This window comes from Sulfitobacter sp. THAF37 (genome assembly GCF_009363555.1).
Classification (GTDB): domain Bacteria; phylum Pseudomonadota; class Alphaproteobacteria; order Rhodobacterales; family Rhodobacteraceae; genus Sulfitobacter.
Window position 1 is genome coordinate 1,496,687 of sequence record NZ_CP045372.1, and the last position, 19,199, is coordinate 1,515,885.

At 64.6% G+C, this 19,199-nt stretch carries 22 protein-coding genes; 15 read left to right on the plus strand and 7 right to left on the minus strand.

All coding sequences use genetic code 11. The features are described 5' to 3' along the window. The first annotated feature begins 12 nt into the window (after positions 1–12). The 4 genes from pheS (at position 13) to FIU94_RS07425 (ending at position 4,586) form a co-directional block, all read left to right on the plus strand. On the plus strand, positions 13–1,086 hold the full coding sequence (gene pheS, locus FIU94_RS07410; RefSeq protein ID WP_152465171.1) for a phenylalanine--tRNA ligase subunit alpha: 1,074 nt from the start codon (positions 13–15) through the stop codon (positions 1,084–1,086). A gap of 9 nt (positions 1,087–1,095) precedes the next feature. Further along, positions 1,096–1,383, plus strand: a complete 288-nt coding sequence (locus tag FIU94_RS07415) for a YrhK family protein (RefSeq protein ID WP_152465172.1) — start codon at positions 1,096–1,098, stop codon at positions 1,381–1,383. A 347-nt stretch (positions 1,384–1,730) separates the two neighbouring features. Beyond that, positions 1,731–4,130 carry a phenylalanine--tRNA ligase subunit beta gene (pheT, locus tag FIU94_RS07420; protein WP_152465173.1) on the plus strand — a complete coding sequence of 800 codons (2,400 nt, stop codon included), beginning with the start codon at positions 1,731–1,733 and terminating at the stop codon, positions 4,128–4,130. A 9-nt stretch (positions 4,131–4,139) separates the two neighbouring features. Next, on the plus strand, positions 4,140–4,586 hold the full coding sequence (locus tag FIU94_RS07425; RefSeq protein WP_152465174.1) for a YtoQ family protein: 447 nt from the start codon (positions 4,140–4,142) through the stop codon (positions 4,584–4,586). 32 nt (positions 4,587–4,618) lie between these two features. On the opposite strand, the gene FIU94_RS07430 is transcribed toward FIU94_RS07425, so the two are convergent. Further along, positions 4,619–5,317: a glutathione S-transferase family protein gene (locus tag FIU94_RS07430; protein ID WP_152465175.1), complete on the minus strand. Its 699-nt coding sequence runs from the start codon at positions 5,315–5,317 to the stop codon at positions 4,619–4,621. Positions 5,318–5,462: 145 nt separating this feature from the next. Between FIU94_RS07430 and mscL the strand changes: the two genes are divergently transcribed. Then, entirely contained in the window at positions 5,463–5,897 is a 435-nt protein-coding gene (gene mscL, locus FIU94_RS07435) for a large conductance mechanosensitive channel protein MscL (protein ID WP_152465176.1), read from the plus strand. A gap of 57 nt (positions 5,898–5,954) precedes the next feature. Here the strand turns inward: mscL and FIU94_RS07440 are convergent, their stop codons facing one another. Then, positions 5,955–6,566 (minus strand): TetR/AcrR family transcriptional regulator, encoded by a 612-nt coding sequence (locus FIU94_RS07440; RefSeq protein ID WP_152465177.1) that lies wholly within the window; start codon positions 6,564–6,566, stop codon positions 5,955–5,957. Between the two features lie 85 nt (positions 6,567–6,651). Between FIU94_RS07440 and FIU94_RS07445 the strand changes: the two genes are divergently transcribed. Then, positions 6,652–6,993 carry a darcynin family protein gene (locus tag FIU94_RS07445; RefSeq protein ID WP_152465178.1) on the plus strand — a complete coding sequence of 114 codons (342 nt, stop codon included), beginning with the start codon at positions 6,652–6,654 and terminating at the stop codon, positions 6,991–6,993. A gap of 114 nt (positions 6,994–7,107) precedes the next feature. Here the strand turns inward: FIU94_RS07445 and ald are convergent, their stop codons facing one another. Continuing rightward, positions 7,108–8,226 (minus strand): alanine dehydrogenase, encoded by a 1,119-nt coding sequence (gene ald, locus FIU94_RS07450; protein ID WP_152465179.1) that lies wholly within the window; start codon positions 8,224–8,226, stop codon positions 7,108–7,110. A 137-nt stretch (positions 8,227–8,363) separates the two neighbouring features. On the opposite strand from ald, the gene FIU94_RS07455 reads away from it, so the two are divergent. Continuing rightward, positions 8,364–8,822 (plus strand): Lrp/AsnC family transcriptional regulator, encoded by a 459-nt coding sequence (locus FIU94_RS07455; RefSeq protein WP_152466976.1) that lies wholly within the window; start codon positions 8,364–8,366, stop codon positions 8,820–8,822. 18 nt (positions 8,823–8,840) lie between these two features. Beyond that, positions 8,841–9,569, plus strand: a complete 729-nt coding sequence (locus FIU94_RS07460) for a sulfite exporter TauE/SafE family protein (RefSeq protein WP_172975867.1) — start codon at positions 8,841–8,843, stop codon at positions 9,567–9,569. An 86-nt stretch (positions 9,570–9,655) separates the two neighbouring features. On the opposite strand, the gene rpsU is transcribed toward FIU94_RS07460, so the two are convergent. Then, complete coding sequence (rpsU, locus tag FIU94_RS07465; protein WP_007118112.1) at positions 9,656–9,862, minus strand: 30S ribosomal protein S21; 207 nt, start codon at positions 9,860–9,862, stop codon at positions 9,656–9,658. 113 nt (positions 9,863–9,975) lie between these two features. Between rpsU and FIU94_RS07470 the strand changes: the two genes are divergently transcribed. The 4 genes from FIU94_RS07470 to FIU94_RS07485 all read left to right on the plus strand — a co-directional run bounded on the left by FIU94_RS07470 (position 9,976) and on the right by FIU94_RS07485 (position 12,647). After that, a complete protein-coding gene (locus tag FIU94_RS07470) occupies positions 9,976–10,674 on the plus strand; it encodes a COQ9 family protein (protein ID WP_152465181.1) in 699 nt (232 codons plus the stop codon). 70 nt (positions 10,675–10,744) lie between these two features. After that, complete coding sequence (locus FIU94_RS07475; RefSeq protein WP_152465182.1) at positions 10,745–11,464, plus strand: energy-coupling factor ABC transporter ATP-binding protein; 720 nt, start codon at positions 10,745–10,747, stop codon at positions 11,462–11,464. Continuing rightward, on the plus strand, positions 11,439–12,071 hold the full coding sequence (locus FIU94_RS07480) for an energy-coupling factor transporter transmembrane protein EcfT (protein ID WP_152465183.1): 633 nt from the start codon (positions 11,439–11,441) through the stop codon (positions 12,069–12,071). Before FIU94_RS07475 ends, FIU94_RS07480 begins: the two co-directional genes overlap by 26 nt. Before the next feature lie 30 nt (positions 12,072–12,101). Further along, a complete protein-coding gene (locus FIU94_RS07485; protein WP_152465184.1) occupies positions 12,102–12,647 on the plus strand; it encodes a biotin transporter BioY in 546 nt (181 codons plus the stop codon). Here FIU94_RS07485 and FIU94_RS07490 read toward each other — a convergent pair. Together FIU94_RS07490 and FIU94_RS07495 are read right to left on the minus strand one after the other, a co-directional pair. Beyond that, positions 12,636–13,736, minus strand: coding sequence for a thiolase family protein (locus FIU94_RS07490; RefSeq protein ID WP_152465185.1), 1,101 nt, complete (start codon positions 13,734–13,736; stop codon positions 12,636–12,638). The two genes, FIU94_RS07485 and FIU94_RS07490, sit on opposite strands and share 12 nt — an antisense overlap. Then, positions 13,733–14,968: a class I adenylate-forming enzyme family protein gene (locus FIU94_RS07495; RefSeq protein WP_152465186.1), complete on the minus strand. Its 1,236-nt coding sequence runs from the start codon at positions 14,966–14,968 to the stop codon at positions 13,733–13,735. The genes FIU94_RS07490 and FIU94_RS07495 overlap by 4 nt, the downstream gene beginning before the upstream one ends. A 121-nt stretch (positions 14,969–15,089) precedes the next feature. Between FIU94_RS07495 and FIU94_RS07500 the strand changes: the two genes are divergently transcribed. Continuing rightward, complete coding sequence (locus FIU94_RS07500; RefSeq protein WP_152465187.1) at positions 15,090–16,076, plus strand: NAD(P)H-quinone oxidoreductase; 987 nt, start codon at positions 15,090–15,092, stop codon at positions 16,074–16,076. A gap of 195 nt (positions 16,077–16,271) precedes the next feature. Here the strand turns inward: FIU94_RS07500 and FIU94_RS07505 are convergent, their stop codons facing one another. After that, entirely contained in the window at positions 16,272–16,919 is a 648-nt protein-coding gene (locus FIU94_RS07505; RefSeq protein ID WP_152465188.1) for a ribonuclease T2, read from the minus strand. A 127-nt stretch (positions 16,920–17,046) separates the two neighbouring features. Here FIU94_RS07505 and FIU94_RS07510 point away from each other — a divergent pair, with 127 nt between their 5' ends. Both FIU94_RS07510 and FIU94_RS07515 read left to right on the plus strand, forming a co-directional pair. Then, positions 17,047–17,829: a DUF1013 domain-containing protein gene (locus FIU94_RS07510; protein WP_152465189.1), complete on the plus strand. Its 783-nt coding sequence runs from the start codon at positions 17,047–17,049 to the stop codon at positions 17,827–17,829. A gap of 85 nt (positions 17,830–17,914) precedes the next feature. Continuing rightward, positions 17,915–19,027, plus strand: coding sequence for an endonuclease/exonuclease/phosphatase family protein (locus FIU94_RS07515; RefSeq protein WP_152465190.1), 1,113 nt, complete (start codon positions 17,915–17,917; stop codon positions 19,025–19,027). The last annotated feature ends 172 nt before the right edge of the window (positions 19,028–19,199 follow it).

Below are 19,199 nucleotides of genomic sequence, written 5' to 3' on the forward strand. Positions count from 1 at the left end.
TGCGAGGCCACCATGGAAGACCTATCAGCCAAATACCTTTCCCGTATCGCCGACGCGCGCGACGAGGCGGCGCTGGAGGACATCCGTCTGGCAGCCGTCGGCAAGAAGGGCGAAATCGCGCTCAAGATGCGCGAGCTGGGAAAGATGACCCCGGAGCAACGGCAGGTCGCCGGCCCCGCCCTGAACGCGCTCAAGGACGAAATCAACTCGGCCCTGGCCGCCAAGAAGGCCGCGCTGGGCGATGCGGCCCTGGACGAGCGGCTGCGCAGCGAATGGCTGGACGTCAGCCTGCCCAACCGCGCCCGGCGGCAGGGCAGCATTCACCCGGTCAGCCAGGTGACGGAGGAACTGACCGCGATCTTTGCCGAGATGGGCTTTTCCGTTGCAGAGGGGCCGCGCATCGACACCGACTGGTACAACTTCGACGCGCTCAACATTCCCGGCCACCACCCGGCCCGGGCCGAGATGGACACGTTCTATATGGCGCGGGCGGAAGGGGACAATCGTCCGCCGCATGTGCTGCGCACCCATACCAGCCCCGTGCAGATCCGCACGATGGAGGCCCAGGGCGCCCCGCTGCGCATCATTTGCCCCGGCGGTGTCTACCGCGCGGATTATGACCAGACCCACACGCCGATGTTCCACCAGGTCGAGGGGCTGGCGATCGACCGCGATATCTCCATGGCGAACCTCAAGTGGGTGCTTGAGGAGTTCTTTGCCGCCTTTTTCGAGATCGACGGGATCAAGACCCGCTTTCGCGCGTCGCACTTCCCCTTCACCGAGCCGTCGGCGGAAGTGGACATCCAGTGCTCCTGGGTGGATGGCCAGCTGCGCATCGGCGAGGGCGACGGATGGCTGGAGGTGCTGGGCAGCGGCATGGTGCACCCGCATGTGCTGCGGGCGGGCGGCATCGACCCCGACCAGTGGCAGGGGTTCGCTTTCGGCATGGGGATCGACCGCATCGCGATGCTGAAATACGGCGTACCGGACCTGCGCGCCTTCTTTGACAGCGATCTGCGCTGGCTGCGGCACTACGGTTTCGCCAGCCTGGATCAGCCGAACCTGCATGCCGGATTGAGCCGTTAGAGGTTGCCCATGAAGCTGTTTCATCGTGACAGGCGTGAAGATTCCCGTTCGCATCGCAGGATCTACGCCCAGTTCGAAATAGCTTATACGATTGTGGATTTCGCGGCGGCCCTGCTCTTTATCGTCGGGTCTGTGCTGTTCTTCTACGAAGCCACGCAGCGTGTGGGGACCTGGATGTTCTTGGTCGGATCGGTTTGCTTCGCTCTCAAGCCGACCCTGCGGCTGGTGCGTGAGATCAAGCTTTACCGGCTTGGCGACACGGAAGATCTGGCTGACCGGATCGGTGGGCGGGACTGACGCAGTTTCAACGTGGCCCGACGATCCGTGGCGATAAGGTCACGACGGGCGATGTTGGTTTCTGTTGCTTTGCCTTGTTCTGTTTGTGAGTGTCCGGGCCGATGCATCGCCCCCCTGCGCCGAGGGCGGGCTGTGTCGGCTGGGGGGACGCGCCTATCGCATGCGCCTGCCTGATACGGGGCCGCGATATCCCTGAGCGGTGGTCCCGGGGGCAGGCCGGGCATGTGTGTATTTGAAGAACAATGAAGGTGCTGGTGCGTCCTGCGCCGTACGCAGGGGCTTTTCATTGAAACCCCCGGCATTTGCGGGTACCGAACGCCAAAGACGCATGCACGAGGTACCGCGCGATGAAATTCACCCTGTCCTGGCTGAAAGAGCATCTGGATACGACCGCTTCGGTCGATGAAATCACCTATGCCCTGACCGATCTGGGTCTGGAGGTCGAAGGGGTCGAGGATCGCGGCGCGAAGCTGGCGGATTTTACCATCGGTTACGTGAAATCGGCGGAAAAGCATCCCGACGCGGATCGCCTGCGGGTCTGCCAGGTGGAGACGGATGAGGGCGTGACCCAGATCATCTGCGGCGCCCCCAATGCGCGCGAGGGCATCACGGTGGTTGTCGCCAAGCCGGGGGTTTACGTGCCCGGTATCGACACGACCATCGGCGTGGGCAAGATCCGGGGGATCGAGAGCTACGGCATGATGGCCTCTGAACGTGAAATGGAGCTGAGCGACGAGCATGACGGCATCATCGAGCTGCCCTCTGGCGAGGTCGGGCAGCGTTTTGTCGACTGGCTGGCCGAGAATGACCCGGCAAAGGTCGATCCGGTCATCGAAATTGCGATCACGCCAAACCGGCCGGATGCGCTGGGCGTGCGCGGCATCGCCCGCGATCTGGCGGCCCGCGGTCTGGGCAAGCTGAAGCCGCGCGACGTGGACGCTGTCGAGGGACAATTCCCCTGTCCCGTGGCCGTCAGCATCGACGATGACACCCGCGACCAATGCCCCGTCTTTTATGGCCGCCTTATCCGTGGGGTAAAGAACGGGCCATCGCCCGCCTGGCTGCAGGACCGCCTGCGGGCCATCGGTTTGCGCCCGATCTCTTTCCTCGTGGATGTGACCAACTTCTTTACCTTTGACCGCAACCGCCCGCTGCACATTTTTGACGCGGACAAGATCACCGGCGACACGCTGCGCATCCACCGCGCCAAGGGGGGCGAGACGCTGCTGGCGCTGGACGACAGGGAGTACATCTTTGAGGAGGGGATGACGCTGATCTCGGACGCCGAGGGGGTGGAGAGCATCGGGGGCGTGATGGGCGGTGAGCGGACAGGCTGCACCGGCGAGACGGTGAATGTCTTTGTCGAGGCCGCCTATTTCGACCCGGTCCGCACCGCCTATACGGGGCGCGCGCTCAAGATCAATTCCGATGCGCGCTACCGGTTCGAGCGTGGGATTGACCCGGCCTGGACGCCTTATGGCATTGAACATGCCACCCGGATGATCCTGGATCACGCGGGCGGAGAGGCTTCCGAGGTTGTGGTGGCGGGGCAGATCCCCGACACCTCCCGCGCCTATCGGCTGGACGCGGCAAGGGTTCAGTCGCTGGTCGGCATGACCATTCCCGAAAGCGACCAGCGCCAGACGCTGACCTCGCTGGGCTTCCGGCTGGAAGGGAACATGGCGCATGTGCCGTCCTGGCGGCCCGACGTTCAGGGAGAGGCGGACCTGGTGGAAGAAGTGGCGCGCGTCGCCTCGCTGACCAAGCTGGAGGGGAGGCCACTGCCGCGCCTCACCGCTGGCGTCCCCCGCCCCGTTCTGTCGCCGATGCAGCGCCGCATAGGGGGCGCGCGTCGGGCAACCGCCGCGCTGGGGTACAACGAATGCGTGAGCTACAGCTTTATTGATCAGGCCTCTGCCGCGCTGTTCGGCGGCGGCACTGACGCGACGCGGCTGGAGAACCCGATTTCGTCGGACATGAGCCACATGCGCCCTGCGCTGCTGCCCGGCCTGCTGCAGGCGGCGGCGCGAAATCAGGCACGCGGCCAGGCAGATCTGGCGCTGTTCGAAGTTGGACCGGCCTTTCACGGGGGCGAACCCGGAGAGCAGACCGAGATCATCAGCGGTCTTCTGATCGGTCGCACCGGCCCCAAGGATGTGCATGGCGCGTCACGGCCCGTGGATGTCTACGATGTCAAGGCGGATGCCGAAGCGGTGCTGGCGGCAATGGGTGCGCCCGCCCGAGCGCAGATCATGCGCGGCGGGCCGGACTGGTGGCATCCGGGGCGCCACGGTATGATCTGCCTTGGCCCCAAGAAGGTGCTGGGCATCTTTGGTGAGCTTCACCCCAGAGTGCTGTCTGCGATGGATGTGAAAGGACCGGCGATGGCCTTCACCCTTTGGCCCGGTGAAATCCCGCTGCCGCGAAGGGCCAGTGCGACCCGCGCCGCGCTGAAGATCAGCGATCTGCAGGCGGTGGAGCGTGATTTCGCCTTTGTCGTCGATGCCGGGGTTGAAGCGTTGACGCTGGTAAATGCGGCGCTGGGCGCGGACAAGGTGCTGATCGAGGATGTGCGCGTCTTCGACGAATTCATCGGCGGGTCACTGGGCGAGGGCAAGAAATCTCTGGCGATCACGGTGCGGATGCAGCCCAGCGAGACGACGTTGAAAGATGCTGATATCGAAGCGGTCGGGGCAAAGGTGATCGAAAAAGTCACCAAGGCCACGGGCGGCGTTCTGCGCGGTTAAGGAGGCAACATGCTCAGAGTTTATCTTTCCGGTGAAATCCACACCGACTGGCGCGAACAGATCATCGAAGGGGCCAGCGGCCTGGACGTCGTCTTTGACGGGCCTGTCACCGAACACGCCGCCAGCGACGATTGCGGTGTGGCGATCCTGGGGGCAGAGGCTGACAAGTTCTGGCACGACCGCAAGGGCGCGCAGATCAATGCCATCCGCACCCGCAAGGGGATTGCGGACGCGGATGTCGTGGTTGTGCGTTTCGGCGATCAGTACAAGCAATGGAACGCCGCCTTCGACGCGGGTTATGCCGCCGCATTGGGCAAGTCGCTGATTGTGCTGCACGGGCCGGATCACGCCCATGCCCTGAAGGAAGTCGATGCCGCGGCACTCGCGGTCGCCTCCGAACCGGCGCAGGTGGTGCAGATCCTGCGCTATGTCCTGACCGGTGTGCTTCCGGGCTGATTGACTGACGCCCCCAGCCCGGAGCGGTGGCGTCAGTCGCGCGGCGGCGTCACCAGCCCTTTTTGCACCGCCGGACGGGCCGTGAACCGATCAACGTAGTCGACCAGATTGCCGTGATCTTCCCAGCCCACGGCCTCTTTTGCGCCGTAGAAATCAAGCGCCCGCAGCCAGGGGGCGATTGCGATGTCGGCGATGGAGAAATCTCCGGCGATCCATTCCTTGCCCGCGAGTTCAAGGTTCAACACGTTCAGCAGGCGTTTGGCTTCGTCGATGTAGCGTTGCTGGGGGCGTTTGTCCTCCCATTCGGACCCGGCGAATTTGTAGAAGAAGCCGAGCTGTCCCAGCATCGGGCCAAGACCACCCATCTGGAACATAAGCCACTGGATCACATGGGCTTTTTCCGTGGCATCGGACCCCATCAACTGGCCTGACTTCTCCGCCAGGTAGATCAGGATGGCGCCGGATTCGAACAGGCCCACGGGCCTGCCGTCCGGCCCGTTCGGGTCGATGATCGCGGGGATCTTGTTGTTGGGGTTCAGCGACAGGAACTCCGGGCTTTTCACGTCGGCGTCCGACAGGGTGACTTTGTGCGCCTCGTAAGGAATGCCCATTTCCTCCAGCGCGATGGAGGCTTTGACCCCGTTCGGTGTCGGAAAGGAATAAAGCTGCAGCACGCTCGGGTCCTTGGGGGGCCACTTTTTGGTGATGGGGAAGGCTTCGAAAACTGACATGGAGGGCTCCTTTGGTTTCGGGAACTAAGTTAGTGGCTTTTCCCCGCAGTAACAGACTTTCCCCTGTGCAAAGTTATGCTAACAAATGTGCAGTGCTGAACGGACCGAAAGCCGTCCGGGCATCTAATGGAGAGAGGGACATGTTGTGATTAACGAATTCAAGGACTTCATCGCCAAGGGCAATGTCATGGACATGGCCGTCGGTATCATCGTCGGCGCAGCCTTTACCGCCATCGTGACATCGCTGGTCGGCGATTTGATCAATCCGATCATCGGTCTGTTTACGGGCGGTGTGGATTTCACCAACAACTATGCCGTGCTGGCCGGTGACGTACCTGCCGGTGCCTCGTTGGAAGCAGCGCGGGAGGCGGGGGCGTCTGTCTTTGCCTATGGCGCGTTCATCATGGCGGTCATCAACTTTCTGATCATCGCCTTTGTGGTGTTCATACTGGTCAAGATGGTCAACCGCGTCAAAGCTGCGGCGGAGAAGCCCGACGAGGTTGCGCCCGAAGTCTCTACCGGCCCGTCCGAGCTGGACGTTCTGCTGGAAATCCGTGACCAGCTTGCCAAGGGCAGGTGATCGGTTCCGCTGTCGGTCAAAGGCCCGCTTTGGCGGGTCTTTTCCGCTTGCGGCGTTTCAGGCGCGCTCGTCCGGGCTTGGCCCCAAGCCGAGGTACCCGCGCGCCAGCCGCCGGGTTCTGAGCATCAGCGCCTCCTGATCGGTCTCTCCTGCCATACCGGCGGCATCAATCATGCCGCGCAGCGCCGCCACGAGGTCGCGGGCCAGCAGATCGGCATCCTGCAGCCCTGCCTGGGTCAGAAACGCCGCGACCCTTTGCAGAATGGCAGCATTCACGGCCTGTGTTTCCTCCTCCAGCGGGAGGAAGGCATCGGCATGTTCCAGCATCCGGGCCAGTTTGGGCCAGCGCAGCTGATGGCCGACCGCGGCGCGCAGCAGCCGGTCCAGCGTTATGTGTACATCCTCGTCGGCCATGTCGCGGGTGGCTGCCGCTATATCCTCCAGCAGCTGACCGCGTTCGCGGCGTATGATCTCTGCCAGGATCGCCTCCTTTGACGGGAAGTATTGGTACAGCGTTCCGATGCTCACCCCCGCGACCTCTGCCATGCGATTGGTGTTTAGCCGGTCGAACCCCTCCGCCACCAGAATGCGAGCAGCCGCCTCCAGGATCGCGTCGTAGCTGACACGGGCGCGGGACTGGGTCGGTGTTTTTCGGGGGCTTATCCGCATGTCCAAGGCCACCTCGGGAAGCGAGTAGGAGAATGTGAGTGATCGCTCGTATTATGAACCGCAAGCAGAGGAAAAGGAATGACCGATGAAATGGACCGTCTTTGTCAACATGCGCGCCACAGCGGCCTGGTTGCGACAGTCGCCCGAAGACCGCGACAGGATCGCTGCGGCATGCCTTGGCACGGCAATGGTGGACGACCGCGTGACCATGCGGTTCTACGATGCGGAAGCCTTCAGCGGCTATTGTTCCGACGTGGCCGTGTTCGAGGCGACCGATTTGCGGGCCTATTATTTCGTCATGGAGCGGTTGCGCAATACGGCACTTCTGTCAGTGCCCTACTTTGAAATCATCTCCATCATCCCTGCCATGGAAAATGGGTTCCGGGAATTCCAGCGCGCCGAGAATGGTGTACGGCAAGCCGGGTGATCAGCGCGCCCGCGCCCCATGTCCGCGGTTCGGGCGCTGCCACCTCCTGCTGGCATACCGCAGCGTTCAGTGGCAACGCCGTAACACAAGGCCGGGGGTGAACGGCGTTTGACCTTATGCCTTCAGCGCAAGCCGGGGTGACAACACGTCGATCCCCAGCGCCTTGCCCACCGCATGATAGGTCAGCTTGCCCGCATGCACGTTCAACCCGTTCAGAAGATGCTCGTCGTCCTCGCAGGCCTGACGCCAGCCCTTGTTCGCCAGCTCCAGCATGAACGGCATGGTGGCGTTGCCAAGCGCGATGGTCGAGGTTCGCGCAACTGCGCCCGGCATGTTGGCCACGCAGTAGTGCATGATGCCGTCGACTTCATAGATCGGGTCCTGGTGCGTGGTGGCTTTCGACGTTTCAAAACAACCGCCCTGGTCGATCGCCACGTCCACCAGCGCGGCACCGGGTTTCAGCTCGGACAGCTGCGCGCGGGAAATCAGCTTGGGCGCCGCGGCACCGGGGATCAGGACCGCGCCGATGATCATGTCAGCCTGACGCGCAAGTTCCAGCGTATTCTGCGCCGAGGCATAGGCGGTCTTGAAGGTCCCGCCGAACACATCGTCCAGATAGCGCATCCGGGGCAGGGACCGGTCCAGCACGGTCACATCCGCGCCCATGCCCGCCGCGATCCGCGCCGCATGGGTGCCGACAACACCACCGCCGATAACCATGACGCGGGCAGGGTTCACACCGGGCACACCGCCCATCAGCACGCCGCGCCCGCCGTTTGCCTTTTGCAGGGTCCACGCGCCGACCTGCGGTGCCAGACGTCCGGCAACCTCGGACATCGGCGCCAGCAGCGGCAGGCCGCCCATCCGGTCGGTCACGGTTTCATAGGCGATGCAGGTCGCGCCGGAGTCCATCAGGTCGCGGGTCTGCTCCGGATCGGGGGCAAGGTGAAGGTAGGTGAACAGCACCTGACCCTCGCGCAGCATCTTGCGCTCCACCGCCTGCGGTTCCTTGACCTTTACAATCATCTCGGCAGTGGCAAAGATCTCCTCTGCCGTGCCGAGGATGCGCGCCCCCGCCGCCTCGTAATCGGCGTCCTCAAAGCCGGCGCCGACCCCCGCGCCGGTCTCGATCAGCACCTCGTGGCCAGCGTTGGCCGCTTCCAGCGCCGCCGAGGGCGTCAGCCCCACGCGGAATTCCTGCGGTTTGATCTCTTTCGGGCAGCCGATCTTCATATTGATTCCCCCTGTGAAAATATTGCCCCATTTTTAGGCAGCCAAGGCGCAAAGGGACACGAATAACACTGGCGCCCGAGCGATCAATCAGGATACTATTGCGCCAAATGGCCCTGAAACGCGAAGGGATTGCGCAGATGACCCTGGATGAGTTGGATCGTCGTATCCTGCGAGCCCTTCAACGCAACGGGCGGATGTCCAACGCAGAGTTGTCGGATGATGTGCATCTCTCCCCCTCCGCGTGCCACCGCCGGGTCCAGCGGATGGAACGGGCGGGCTACATCAGCGATTACGTCGCACTCCTGGATCCCCGCAAGCTGGGCATGCCGACCGTCGTTTTCGTCGAGATCACGCTTCAGGGTCAGGCAGAGGACACGCTGGACGCCTTTGAGAAATCGGTCGCCCGGATCCCCGATGTGCTGGAGTGCCATCTGATGGCAGGGTCTGCCGACTATCTGCTCAAGGTCATTGCCGAGAACACAGAGGATTTCGCGCGCATCCACCGCCAGCATCTTTCACGCCTGCCGGGCGTTCAGACCATGCAGTCCAGCTTTGCCCTGCGTACCGTCTGCAAAACCACCGCGCTGCCTGTCTGAATGCAGGTCGACCCCGCAATGGCTGTGCTGGTGGCCGCCGTGTTTCTGTTCGCTGGCACGATCAAGGGTGTGATCGGGCTGGGCCTGCCGACGGTCGCCATGGGGATCATGGGCCAGTTCCTGCCGCCCACCACTGCACTGGCGATCATCGTGCTGCCGCTGCTGGTGTCGAATGTCTGGCAGGTGATCCGTGCCCGGGCGGGGCTGGCCACGCTGCGGCGATACTGGCTGCTGATGGCGCTGCTGGGCGGATCGCTCTGGGTGACGACGTTCTTCACCGCGTCGGTGTCGCCCGAATTCCTGCTGGGCGCCATCGGTACCGCCATCGTTGTCTTCGCAGCCTCGAACCTGCTGAGCACCCCGCCGCCGATCCCCGACCGCTGGGACCGGGCCGTACAGGCAATCGCGGGGATCAGCGCGGGCATACTGGGCGGCTTGACCGGCATATGGTCGCCGCCCTTCGTGACCTACCTGATTGCACGACGCACCGACGCGGACGAATTCGTGCGCGCCTCGGGTCTCTTTATCCTGATCGGGGGCGTACCCCTTGCAATCGGCTTCTGGCAATCGGGCATCCTGAACGGCACCACCGCCCCGCTCTCCGCGGCGATGATCGTACCGACGCTGGCAGGTTTCACCCTGGGTGAGGTGCTGCGCCGCCGGATGAGCGCGCAGGCGTTTCGGCGCGTGTTCCTCTGGCTCTTTCTCCTGATGGGGCTGAACCTGCTGCGCCGTGCGGTGTTCTGACCGTTTCGCGATCGGGCGTCGGAAAAAGAAAAACCCCCGCAACGCAAGGCTACGGAGGTTCCGATTTCCGGCATCGCGGGAATGATTTACATCATGCCTTCGCGTTGCGCTTTTTTGCGTGCCAGCTTGCGGGCACGGCGGATCGCTTCAGCTTTCTCGCGCGCTTTTTTCTCGGACGGTTTCTCGAAATGCTGCTTGAGCTTCATTTCACGGAACACGCCTTCGCGCTGGAGCTTTTTCTTCAGAGCCCGGAGGGCCTGATCGACATTGTTGTCGCGAACACTAACCTGCATGTGGTTGTCACCACCTTTCTAGGAAAAAGTTGCAAGGATTTGCAGGAAGTGGCCCTATATCAAGGCTGAGATCATTTGTCGAGTCCGACAATACCGCGTGACAGGAGGTCAAAATGACAAAGACACCCCAGGATCCCAAGCTTATGCTGCTGGATGCGGCCCTGATGCATGTGCCGTTTGATGGTTGGTCGGAAATCACCTTCAAGGCCGCCATCGCCGACAGCGGCGTCGAACCCACGGTGGCGCGCGCAATATGCCCGCGTGGCGCGGTCGATCTGGCCGTGGCATTTCACCGGCAAGGCGACGCCGCGATGGTCGATGCGCTGAAATCTGAAAATCTGCAGGACCTGCGTTTCCGCGATCGCATCGCCCGCGCGGTCCGCCTGCGGCTGGATGCGGTTCAGGACAAGGAACTCGTTCGGCGCGGCACAACGCTTTTTGCCCTGCCGCAATACGCCCCCGACGGGGCCAGGCTGGTCTGGGAAACCTGCGATGCCATCTGGGACGCACTGGGCGACACGTCGGACGACGTGAACTGGTACACCAAGCGCGCCACCCTCAGCGGCGTCTATTCTTCGACCGTGCTTTACTGGCTGGGCGACGACAGCGAGGGTCACACCCGCACCTGGGAATTCCTGGACCGGCGCATCGACAACGTCATGCAGATCGAAAAGCTCAAGGCGCAGGTGAACAACAGCCCGACACTGAGCAAGCTGATGGCGGGCCCGAACTGGGTCCTGAGCCACATAAAGGCGCCCACCAGGTTTCCCAGGGACGATCTGCCCGGTTCGTGGACCGTGCCGCGCGACTGACGGCGAGCCTTTACACTCCGGCCAGACGTGGTAGGCCAAGCTGCCTTGTCCAAGCCGGAGCCGCGCCTGCATGCCGCTGATTGATGCACGGAACATCACTTATGCCCCGGACGGCGTGCCGGTGCTGACCGATGTGACCCTGCGCAGCGACGCGCGGCGCATCGGTATCGTGGGGCGCAACGGTTCGGGCAAGACGAGCCTTGCGCGCGTGCTGGCCGGGCTGATCGTGCCCGACAGCGGCGAAGTTCGCATCGCGGGCGCTGCGGTGGGAACGGAGCGCAAGGCGGCGCTGTCAGCGGTGGGGATCCTCTTCCAGAACCCGGATCACCAGATTATCTTTCCCACAGTGGAGGAAGAAATCGCTTTCGGCCTCGGGCAGATGGGCCTGGCCGAAGCGGAGGTCCGCGCGGGCGTGCAGGCTGTGCTCGACCGTTTCGGCAAGACGCATTGGGCCAAGGCAGCCATTCACAGGCTGTCCCAGGGCCAGCGCCAGCTTGTCTGCCTGATGTCGGTGCTGGCGATGCGGCCACAGGTGATCCTGCTGGACGAACCCTTTGCCGGGCTCGATATCCCGACATCAATGCACCTTTCCCGCGTGCTGGCCGATGTGGATGCCGCTTTGATCCAGATTACCCACGACCCGGCCATGGTGGCGGGCTATGATCACGTCCTGTGGCTCGATGGCGGCACGGTGACCGCGCAGGGGGCGCCGCAGGAGGTGCTGTCGGCCTTTGAGGCGCGTATGACCGAACTGGGGGCGGGCGATGATCTCTCTGACCTCGCCGGTTGAAACGCGCGCCCACGGCTGGCCCGCCGGGGCCAAGCTCATCGCGCTTTGCGGGGCGATCGTGGTGCTGTTCGCCACCGATACGCTGGTCCCGCATGCGATCTATCTTTGTCTGACGCTCGGGCTTTATGCCCTGCCGGGGCGGCGTTTCCTGCGCACGGGGATGAGCCGGCTCAGACCCCTGTGGATTTTCGCAGCGGTGATCCTGATCTGGCATGTCGTCACCTCGGACCCGATGGCGGGCCTTGTGATCGTTCTGCGGATGGTGACGGCGGTGGCGCTGGCCAATCTCGTCACCATGACAACCCGCCTGACCGACATGATGGCCGTGGTGCGCTGGCTGTTGACGCCGTTGCGCCGCTTCGGCCTGCGGACCGAAGCGGTGGAACTGGCGATGGCGCTCGTCATCCGCTTTACACCGGTGCTGGCAGAGAAGGGCCACATGCTGACGCTCGCCTGGCGCGCCCGCGCGGTGCGGCGGGTGGGCTGGCACATCGTGACGCCGCTGGCCGCACTCGCCATAGACGATGCCGAACACGTCGCCGAGGCGCTGCGCGCCCGCGGCGGGGTGGCGGCAACACAGGTTGACCACCCCGGGGGCAGGCAGTAGCCAGTCTCAAACCGGATCAAGGATACCCGCATGGAACGCTCACTCACCCTCGTCGCCCTTTTCGCCGCGCTGATCGCGGCACTGGGCCTGATGCCCAACCTGATGCTGGCGACCGGCGTGCCGATCACCGCCCAGAGCCTCGGCATCATGCTGTGCGGGACGGTCCTTGGGGCGGTGCGCGGCGGTCTCGCGGCGCTGCTCTTAGTGGCGCTGGTGGCGCTGGGCCTGCCGTTGCTGGCAGGGGGGCGCGGCGGTGTCGGTGTCTTCGCCTCGCCGACCGTGGGTTTCGTCGTTGGCTTCCCGATCGCGGCCTTCGCCACCGGTTTCGCGATGGAGCAATTGAGGGGCATGTCGGTCGGCTGGGCCGCCGGGGTCGCCTCGGTGCTGGGTGGCATCCTTGTGCTCTACGCCTTTGGGCTGGCAGGTTTCATGATGGTGCTGGACCGCTCGTTCGTCGAAGCTTTCGCGATCCTCGGCTGGTACCTGCCGGGAGACGCGATCAAGGCGGTGCTGGCCGGGCTGATCACCGCCGGGCTGGCCCGCACGCGACCCGCCAGCCTGCTGTCACGCGGATAGGACCAGCGCGGTTCCGATCCCGCCAGCAGCGGCAATGGCGGCAAGCCCGGTGCCACCCTGCTTGCGTAGCGTGTGAAACAGCCGCACGGCGTTGATCGCGCCGGAGGCCCCCACCGGGTGCCCCCGCGCCAACGCCCCGCCGCCGCGGTTCACGATGTCCGGATCAAGGCCCGCTTCACGGACGCAGGCCACCGCCTGAACCGCGTAGGCTTCCATCACCTCGGCGGCGCGCAGATCGGCGGGCGCAAGCCCTTCTGCCGCCAGCACCTGCCGGATCGCCGCCACCGGGGCGAGGCCGGGCAGGTCGGGGGTGCCGCCCAATGTCACCCCTGCGCGCAACGCGAGACAGGGCGTGGTCAGCCGCCGCGCCAATCGGTCGGACACTACGACAACAAAGGCTGCCCCATCTGCCGCAACAGCGGTATTGGCGGTGGTGATGTCACCGCAAAGCACTTTGGCGCGGCGGCAGAGGGCGGGCCGCAGATCGCGTGTGAAAGCGTCGGCGCGCAGACCGGCAAGCGGGACGATCTCGTCATCTTCCGGAACATGGGCGCGGGCCAATGCGTGGCTTCGCATGGCCCAGTCGTCCTGCGCCGCACGGTCGATCCCCAACGCCACGCCAAGCGCATGCGCCGCCTCGGTCATGTCGGGATCGCGATCCGGCCAGGGGGTGAAGGCGGCCTGGTCGTAAGGTGCTGGCGCACGCCCGTCCGGATAGGTGCGCAACCGCAGAGGGCGGCGCGAATAGCTTTCGACGCCGCCCGCCACCACCACCTCAGCCGCGCCGGACAGGATCATCTGCCGGGCAAGGTTCAGCGCGTCGAGACCGCCCGCGCATTGACGGTCAAGGCTCAGCCCCGCCACCCGTTCCGGCAGGCCCGCCGCCAGGGCCAGCACCCGGGCCGGGTTGCCGCCCGCCCCCAGTGCGTTGCTGACGATCAGCTCGTCCACCTGATCAGTCGAAAGTCCGGCCTGGGCCAGCGCCGCGCCGATCACGGGCGCGCCCAGGTCGTGCAGCGAAAGCGCGGACAGCGCCCCGTCGCGCGGGGCCACGGCACTGCGGCAGGCGGCGGCGATCCACACGGTCATCGGGTCTTCTCCGCAAGGTGGGCCAATTCCGCATGGTCGATCTTGCCCGATGCCAGCCGGGGCAGGGTGGGGACAAAGTGGATGACGCGCGGCGCGACCAGAGGACCCAGGGACGCCCGGCAGGCCCGCTGTACCGCCTCCGCCAGCACAGCGTCCTTTGGGCCTTCCAGCCAGGCTTCCAACCGATAACCGCGCAGCATGTCGGGCCGGGGCACGACAGCACAGTCGGCGATGTCCGGCAGGCTGCTGATGAACTCTTCCACCGTCTCTGGGTGGACGTTCTGATCTGCGATCTGAACCATCCGCGATCTGCGCCCGCTGAGCCAGAGCCAGCCGTCCGCATCCAGCCGCCCCATCTCGCCGACCGAGACGAAGCCGTCCCGCTGCTGCAGCTTCGCGTCAGGCGCGCCGAGATAACGCTCGAACAGATAGGGGCTGCGCGCCCAGACCTCGCCAACCCCGTCCGAGGGATGCCCGGCATCGTCAAGAATGCGCAGCGTCACGCCGGGATAGGCCCTGCCCACGGAGCCTTCGGGCGTCGTCGGTCCGCCAAGTGTGATGAAACTCGTCTCCGCCGCCCCGTAGAACTGGTAGAATGCCGCAGCCGGGGCGAGCGTGGCCACAGCAGCGCGGGTCGCGGGCTGCAACGCCCCGCCGCCGCAAAGGATCAGCCGCAGCCTGGGCAGGCGCTGCCCGCCCGCCGCCCGCGTCAGCCGCTGCAGTTGCACCGGGGTCGCGTAGAGCACGCTCACCCCCCTGTCGATGCATTCTCCCAGTTGAGCGCGGGGCGAAAGCCCGTCCAGCACATGGACATCCGCGCCAAGGTGAAGCCCCTCCAGCACACCGTAGAGCGCAAGGGAATGGATAAGGCCACCGGGCACCGCCACGCGGTCCGCCGCGCCGATGCCGAACATTGCCGCGTTCTGCAAAAAGCTCGCGATCCAGGACCGTTGACTGCGCAGGATCATCTTGGGCCGACCGGTCGAGCCGCCGGTCAGCGTCAGGAAGTGGTCCTGCGGCACCGATTGTCCTGAGGCGACGCTGTCATTGCTCACGCAGAAACCGCCGCCTGCCAGCAGCCGCCCGCCCAGCCGGGCGAGACAGGTCGCTGCCGGTGTCGCCGCGATCGCCTCGAACTCTGCCGCGCGGGTAGGCACCGGGCGGGCGATCTGCGTGCTTCCGGCAAAGAGGCGGGCCTGTTCTTGCCAGATGAAATTGTCCTGATTGGTCATCGGATGTTCCGGTCTCGCGGGTTTGGAGCGGGCTTGCCCGGTATCCCCTGCGGAGTTATCGGGGTCGACGGGGCCAGCGCAAGACCTATGCTGCAAGGCAAGACAAGCGAAAGGAAGACCGATGAGCCAGACAATGACCGCGATGGAGATCACCAAGCCGGGAGGGCCGGAGGTTCTTCAACCCGTCGAACGACCGGTGCCCGAACCTTCCCACGGGCAGGTCGTGATCAAGGTGGCCTATGCCGGGGTCAACCGCCCCGATGCACTGCAGCGGGCCGGGAAATATGCGCCGCCCCCCACCGCCAGCGACCTGCCGGGTCTCGAAGCCTCTGGCAAGGTCGTCGCCCTCGGAGAGGGTGTTACTGATCTTGCCGTGGGTGACGAGGTCTGCGCCCTGCTGCCCGGCGGCGGTTACGCGGAATTCGTCGCCACGCCTGCCGCGCACTGCCTGCCCGTGCCGGACGGCATGGGGATGAAAGAGGCTGCCTGCCTGCCTGAGACCTTCTTTACCGTCTGGTCCAACGTCTTCATGCGGGGCGGTCTCAAGGCCGGAGAGAAGTTCCTGGTGCACGGTGGTTCCTCGGGCATCGGCACGACGGCGATCCAGCTGGCCCATGCGTTCGGCGCGCGGGTCTTTGCCACTGCCGGGACGGACAAGAAATGCGCCGCCTGCATGGAACTGGGCGCCGAGGCGGCGATCAACTACCGCGACATGGATTTCGTCGACGTCCTGACCGCAGAGGGTGGCGCGGATCTGGTTCTCGACATGGTGGGCGGGGATTACATTCCCCGCAACCTGCAGTCCCTGGCGGACGACGGTCGGCTTGTGCAGATCGCGTTTCTGCAGGGGCCCAAGGTCGAGGTGAACTTTGCCACGCTGATGACCCGGCGCCTGACCATGACCGGCTCGACCTTGCGGCCGCAGAGCGATCTGGCCAAAGCGCGAATCGCTCAGGAGCTGCGCGAGGCGGTCTGGCCCCTGCTGGTGGCGGGCCGGGTGGCCCCGGTGATGGACAGCACCTATCCCCTGACCGAAGCCGCCGCAGCCCATGCCCGGATGGAGGGGAGCGGCCACATCGGCAAGATCGTGCTCGAAGTCGCCCCCTGATCCGACAGCCGTGCCAAAGCGCGACACCATGCCTGGCGGCGGCCTGCACCTGAGCCCCCGTCGGGCAGTGGCCCGCTTCTGGCCCCTGTCGCGATTGGGTCTTCTCTTCCTTGCAAGAGGGCGGGAAGGGGCATGGATTTCACAAACCCCGATCTGATCCCCGTGGCGGCAATGCGCCCCGGCGTGCATTCCGTGTCAGTTCAGGCTGCGCAGGGGGGTGAACAGCGCATCCTTCATGCGGCAGTCCCTGACCAAATCCTGGCCGCAGGGCACCGGGTCCAGGGTTTTGCTCAGGCATATGCGTGCTTCCTGGATGTGGCCGTCGCGGCAGGTGATGGTGATCCCGTCCCGCTCCAATGTCGGGTTCGCCTCAAGAAACGCGTCCTCCACGACCGAGGCCGGCAGGCGGACGTCCCGGGTCAGTGCGCGGAAGACCGGCGGGCGCGTGATCGTGCCGTAGGCCTGCCGCGACAGGGCGTAGTAATCGGCGGCGGACAGGCCGCTGCAACTGCCGTGCTTCTTCCATTGATGCCAGGCCAGGCCCCCGGTGCCCATGATATCTGCCATCGCCGCGGTCATCCCGCGCGAAGGCGGGCGCTGGGGGCTCTGGCAGAAGGACGGGTAGCCGCGATGGTACTGAGGCCAGAGGCCGTGCAGGATCCAGCCGTGTGCCGCGCCCCGCGCACATTGGGCAGAGCGTCGTGCGTCGCCTTCAAGGGCGCACCAGTTGGGCGACCAGCTGAGCGATAGCACGTAGTAGTCGAAATCGCCCGGTGTTTCCGCCCGCAACCGGTCTGCCGACGTGGCGATGATCAGGGCCAGGATCAGGGCGAGGGCGCGCATTGGGGCTTTCCTTTGTTGTGCCAGACCACTATAAGGCGCGCGAGTTCCCCGACAATGGAAACCGTCCCGGCCCGCCGGGAAAGCCCTTTCAGGCGACGGGAAAGTTGCGACGTTCAGGAGAGATAAAATGGCAAAACCGATCATGGCCAAGGCGACTGCCGTATGGCTGGTGGACAACACGACGATCAGCTTCAAGCAGATCGCGGATTTCGTCGGCCTGCACGAGCTGGAAGTCCAGGGCATCGCCGACGGCGACGTGGCGCAGGGTGTGAAGGGATTTGATCCCATCGCGAACAACCAGTTGACGCAGGATGAGGTGGATGCGGCCCAGGACAATCCGCTGCACAAGCTGAAGCTCAAGTACAATGCCGCTGCCCAGGGCGAGGAAAAGCGACGCGGCCCGCGCTATACGCCGCTCAGCAAACGGCAGGACCGTCCGGCCTCGATCCTGTGGCTGGTGAAGTTTCACCCCGAACTGTCCGACGGCCAGATCAGCAAACTGGTCGGCACCACCAAGCCGACAATCCAGGCGATCCGTGAACGCACCCATTGGAACATCGCCAACATCCAGCCCATCGACCCGGTGGCGCTGGGCCTGTGTAAGCAGTCCGAGCTGGACATGGCGGTGCAGAAGGCGGCGGCCCGCAAGGCTGCGGCCGGCGAGGTGATGAACGACGACGAGCGCCGTAAGCTGGTCAGCACCGAACAAAGCCTTGGCATGGAGGCCGAGCCCAAGATCCCCACGGCGATCGAAGGCCTTGAGACCTTCACCCTCGGCAATGACGACGCGGATGAGGACGACACGGACAGCCGAGGGGATTACTCGGACGCCGACAGCTTCTTCTCGCTGCCTGACAGTGACGACAACGACGACAATGATGATGACGAGGACGACAGCACGGGCCGCTGAGCCTGTGCCTGGCATGGAACCCAGGCCGGTACTTTCGAGTTCTTCGCCAAGCGGGTGTTGAACCCGGCGAGGTAAGGAGCACGGGATGGACTGGGTGGGCGTGGTGATTGACGGGCTGATCTGGTTCATTGCGGCTTTGCTGCTGATCGCGACGCTTCTGCCGCTCAGCAAGCTGCCCCATGGCATCGTGCGCGGGGGGGAATTCCCCCGCGAACAGATTTTCATTCTTGCCGTGGTGATGGCTGCCATCATGGCCACGACCCAGCAGTATCATCTGGGCGGTGTCGCGGCGGCGGTGATGACGCTGGTTGCCATTGTCCAGTTGATCTTCATCCTGAAATTCACGCCGATCTGGCCGCGCCAATCCGTTGCCGCCGACCCTGCACTGCAGGAAGATACGGCGCGGCACATCAGCCTGCTGACTGCGAACGTGAAGAAATCGAACCGCGATTTCGGCAAGCTGATCGACATGACCCGCGATCGGTCGCCCGATATCATGATGGCGATCGAGGTCGATGACGAATGGCTCGCGGCGCTCAAGGACGGCCTGGCCGACCGCTATCCCCACTGGATCGAAGCGCCGCGCGACAACGGGTACGGCATGTGCCTGATGTCAAAGCTGGAACTGGCGGAGCCACAGGTGCGCGACCTGATCGTGGATGACGTTCCGTCGATCCGGACCATCGTGAAGCTGCGCGACGGACAGACCTGCCGTCTTTACGTGGTGCACCCCGAACCCCCGGTGATCGACCACGACACCAAGGGCCGCGACAGCGAGATCGCGCGCGTCGGCCTCGAAGCGGAGGAGGACCCGCTGCCGGCCATCGTCACTGGCGATCTGAACGATGTCGCCTGGTCCACCACGACCCGCCGCTTTCAGCGGCTTTCGGGGCTGCTGGACCCGCGCGTGGGGCGCGGCTTTTACAACACCTTCAGCGCGACCATGCCGTGGATGCGCTGGCCGCTGGACCACCTGTTCCATGACCCGCGGTTCCGGCTGGTGGACATGGAGCGCATGGGCAAGATCGGTTCGGACCATTTCCCGATGTGGTTTGTCCTGGCGCTGACCCGGTCGGAAGCTTGCGAGAGTGATCCGGGCGAGAGTGAAGAGGGGGAGATCGAAGAAACCGAAGAGATGATCGAGGAAGAGAAATCCCGTTCCCGCGAGGCGATTGGCAGCGATTGGGAAGACGAGTGAAGCCGCGGGTCCAGGTGATGCGGATGAGTGACAGTTCGATCCTTGCCGGTAACTTTTTCGATCACGCCCGATTTGCTCTTGTACGAATCTCAAAAGGGAATAGATGGCGGATTACAGACGCCAACGCACGCGCCTCTGGCCGGTCAGTCCCAGCTGACTGACCCGCGTTTAT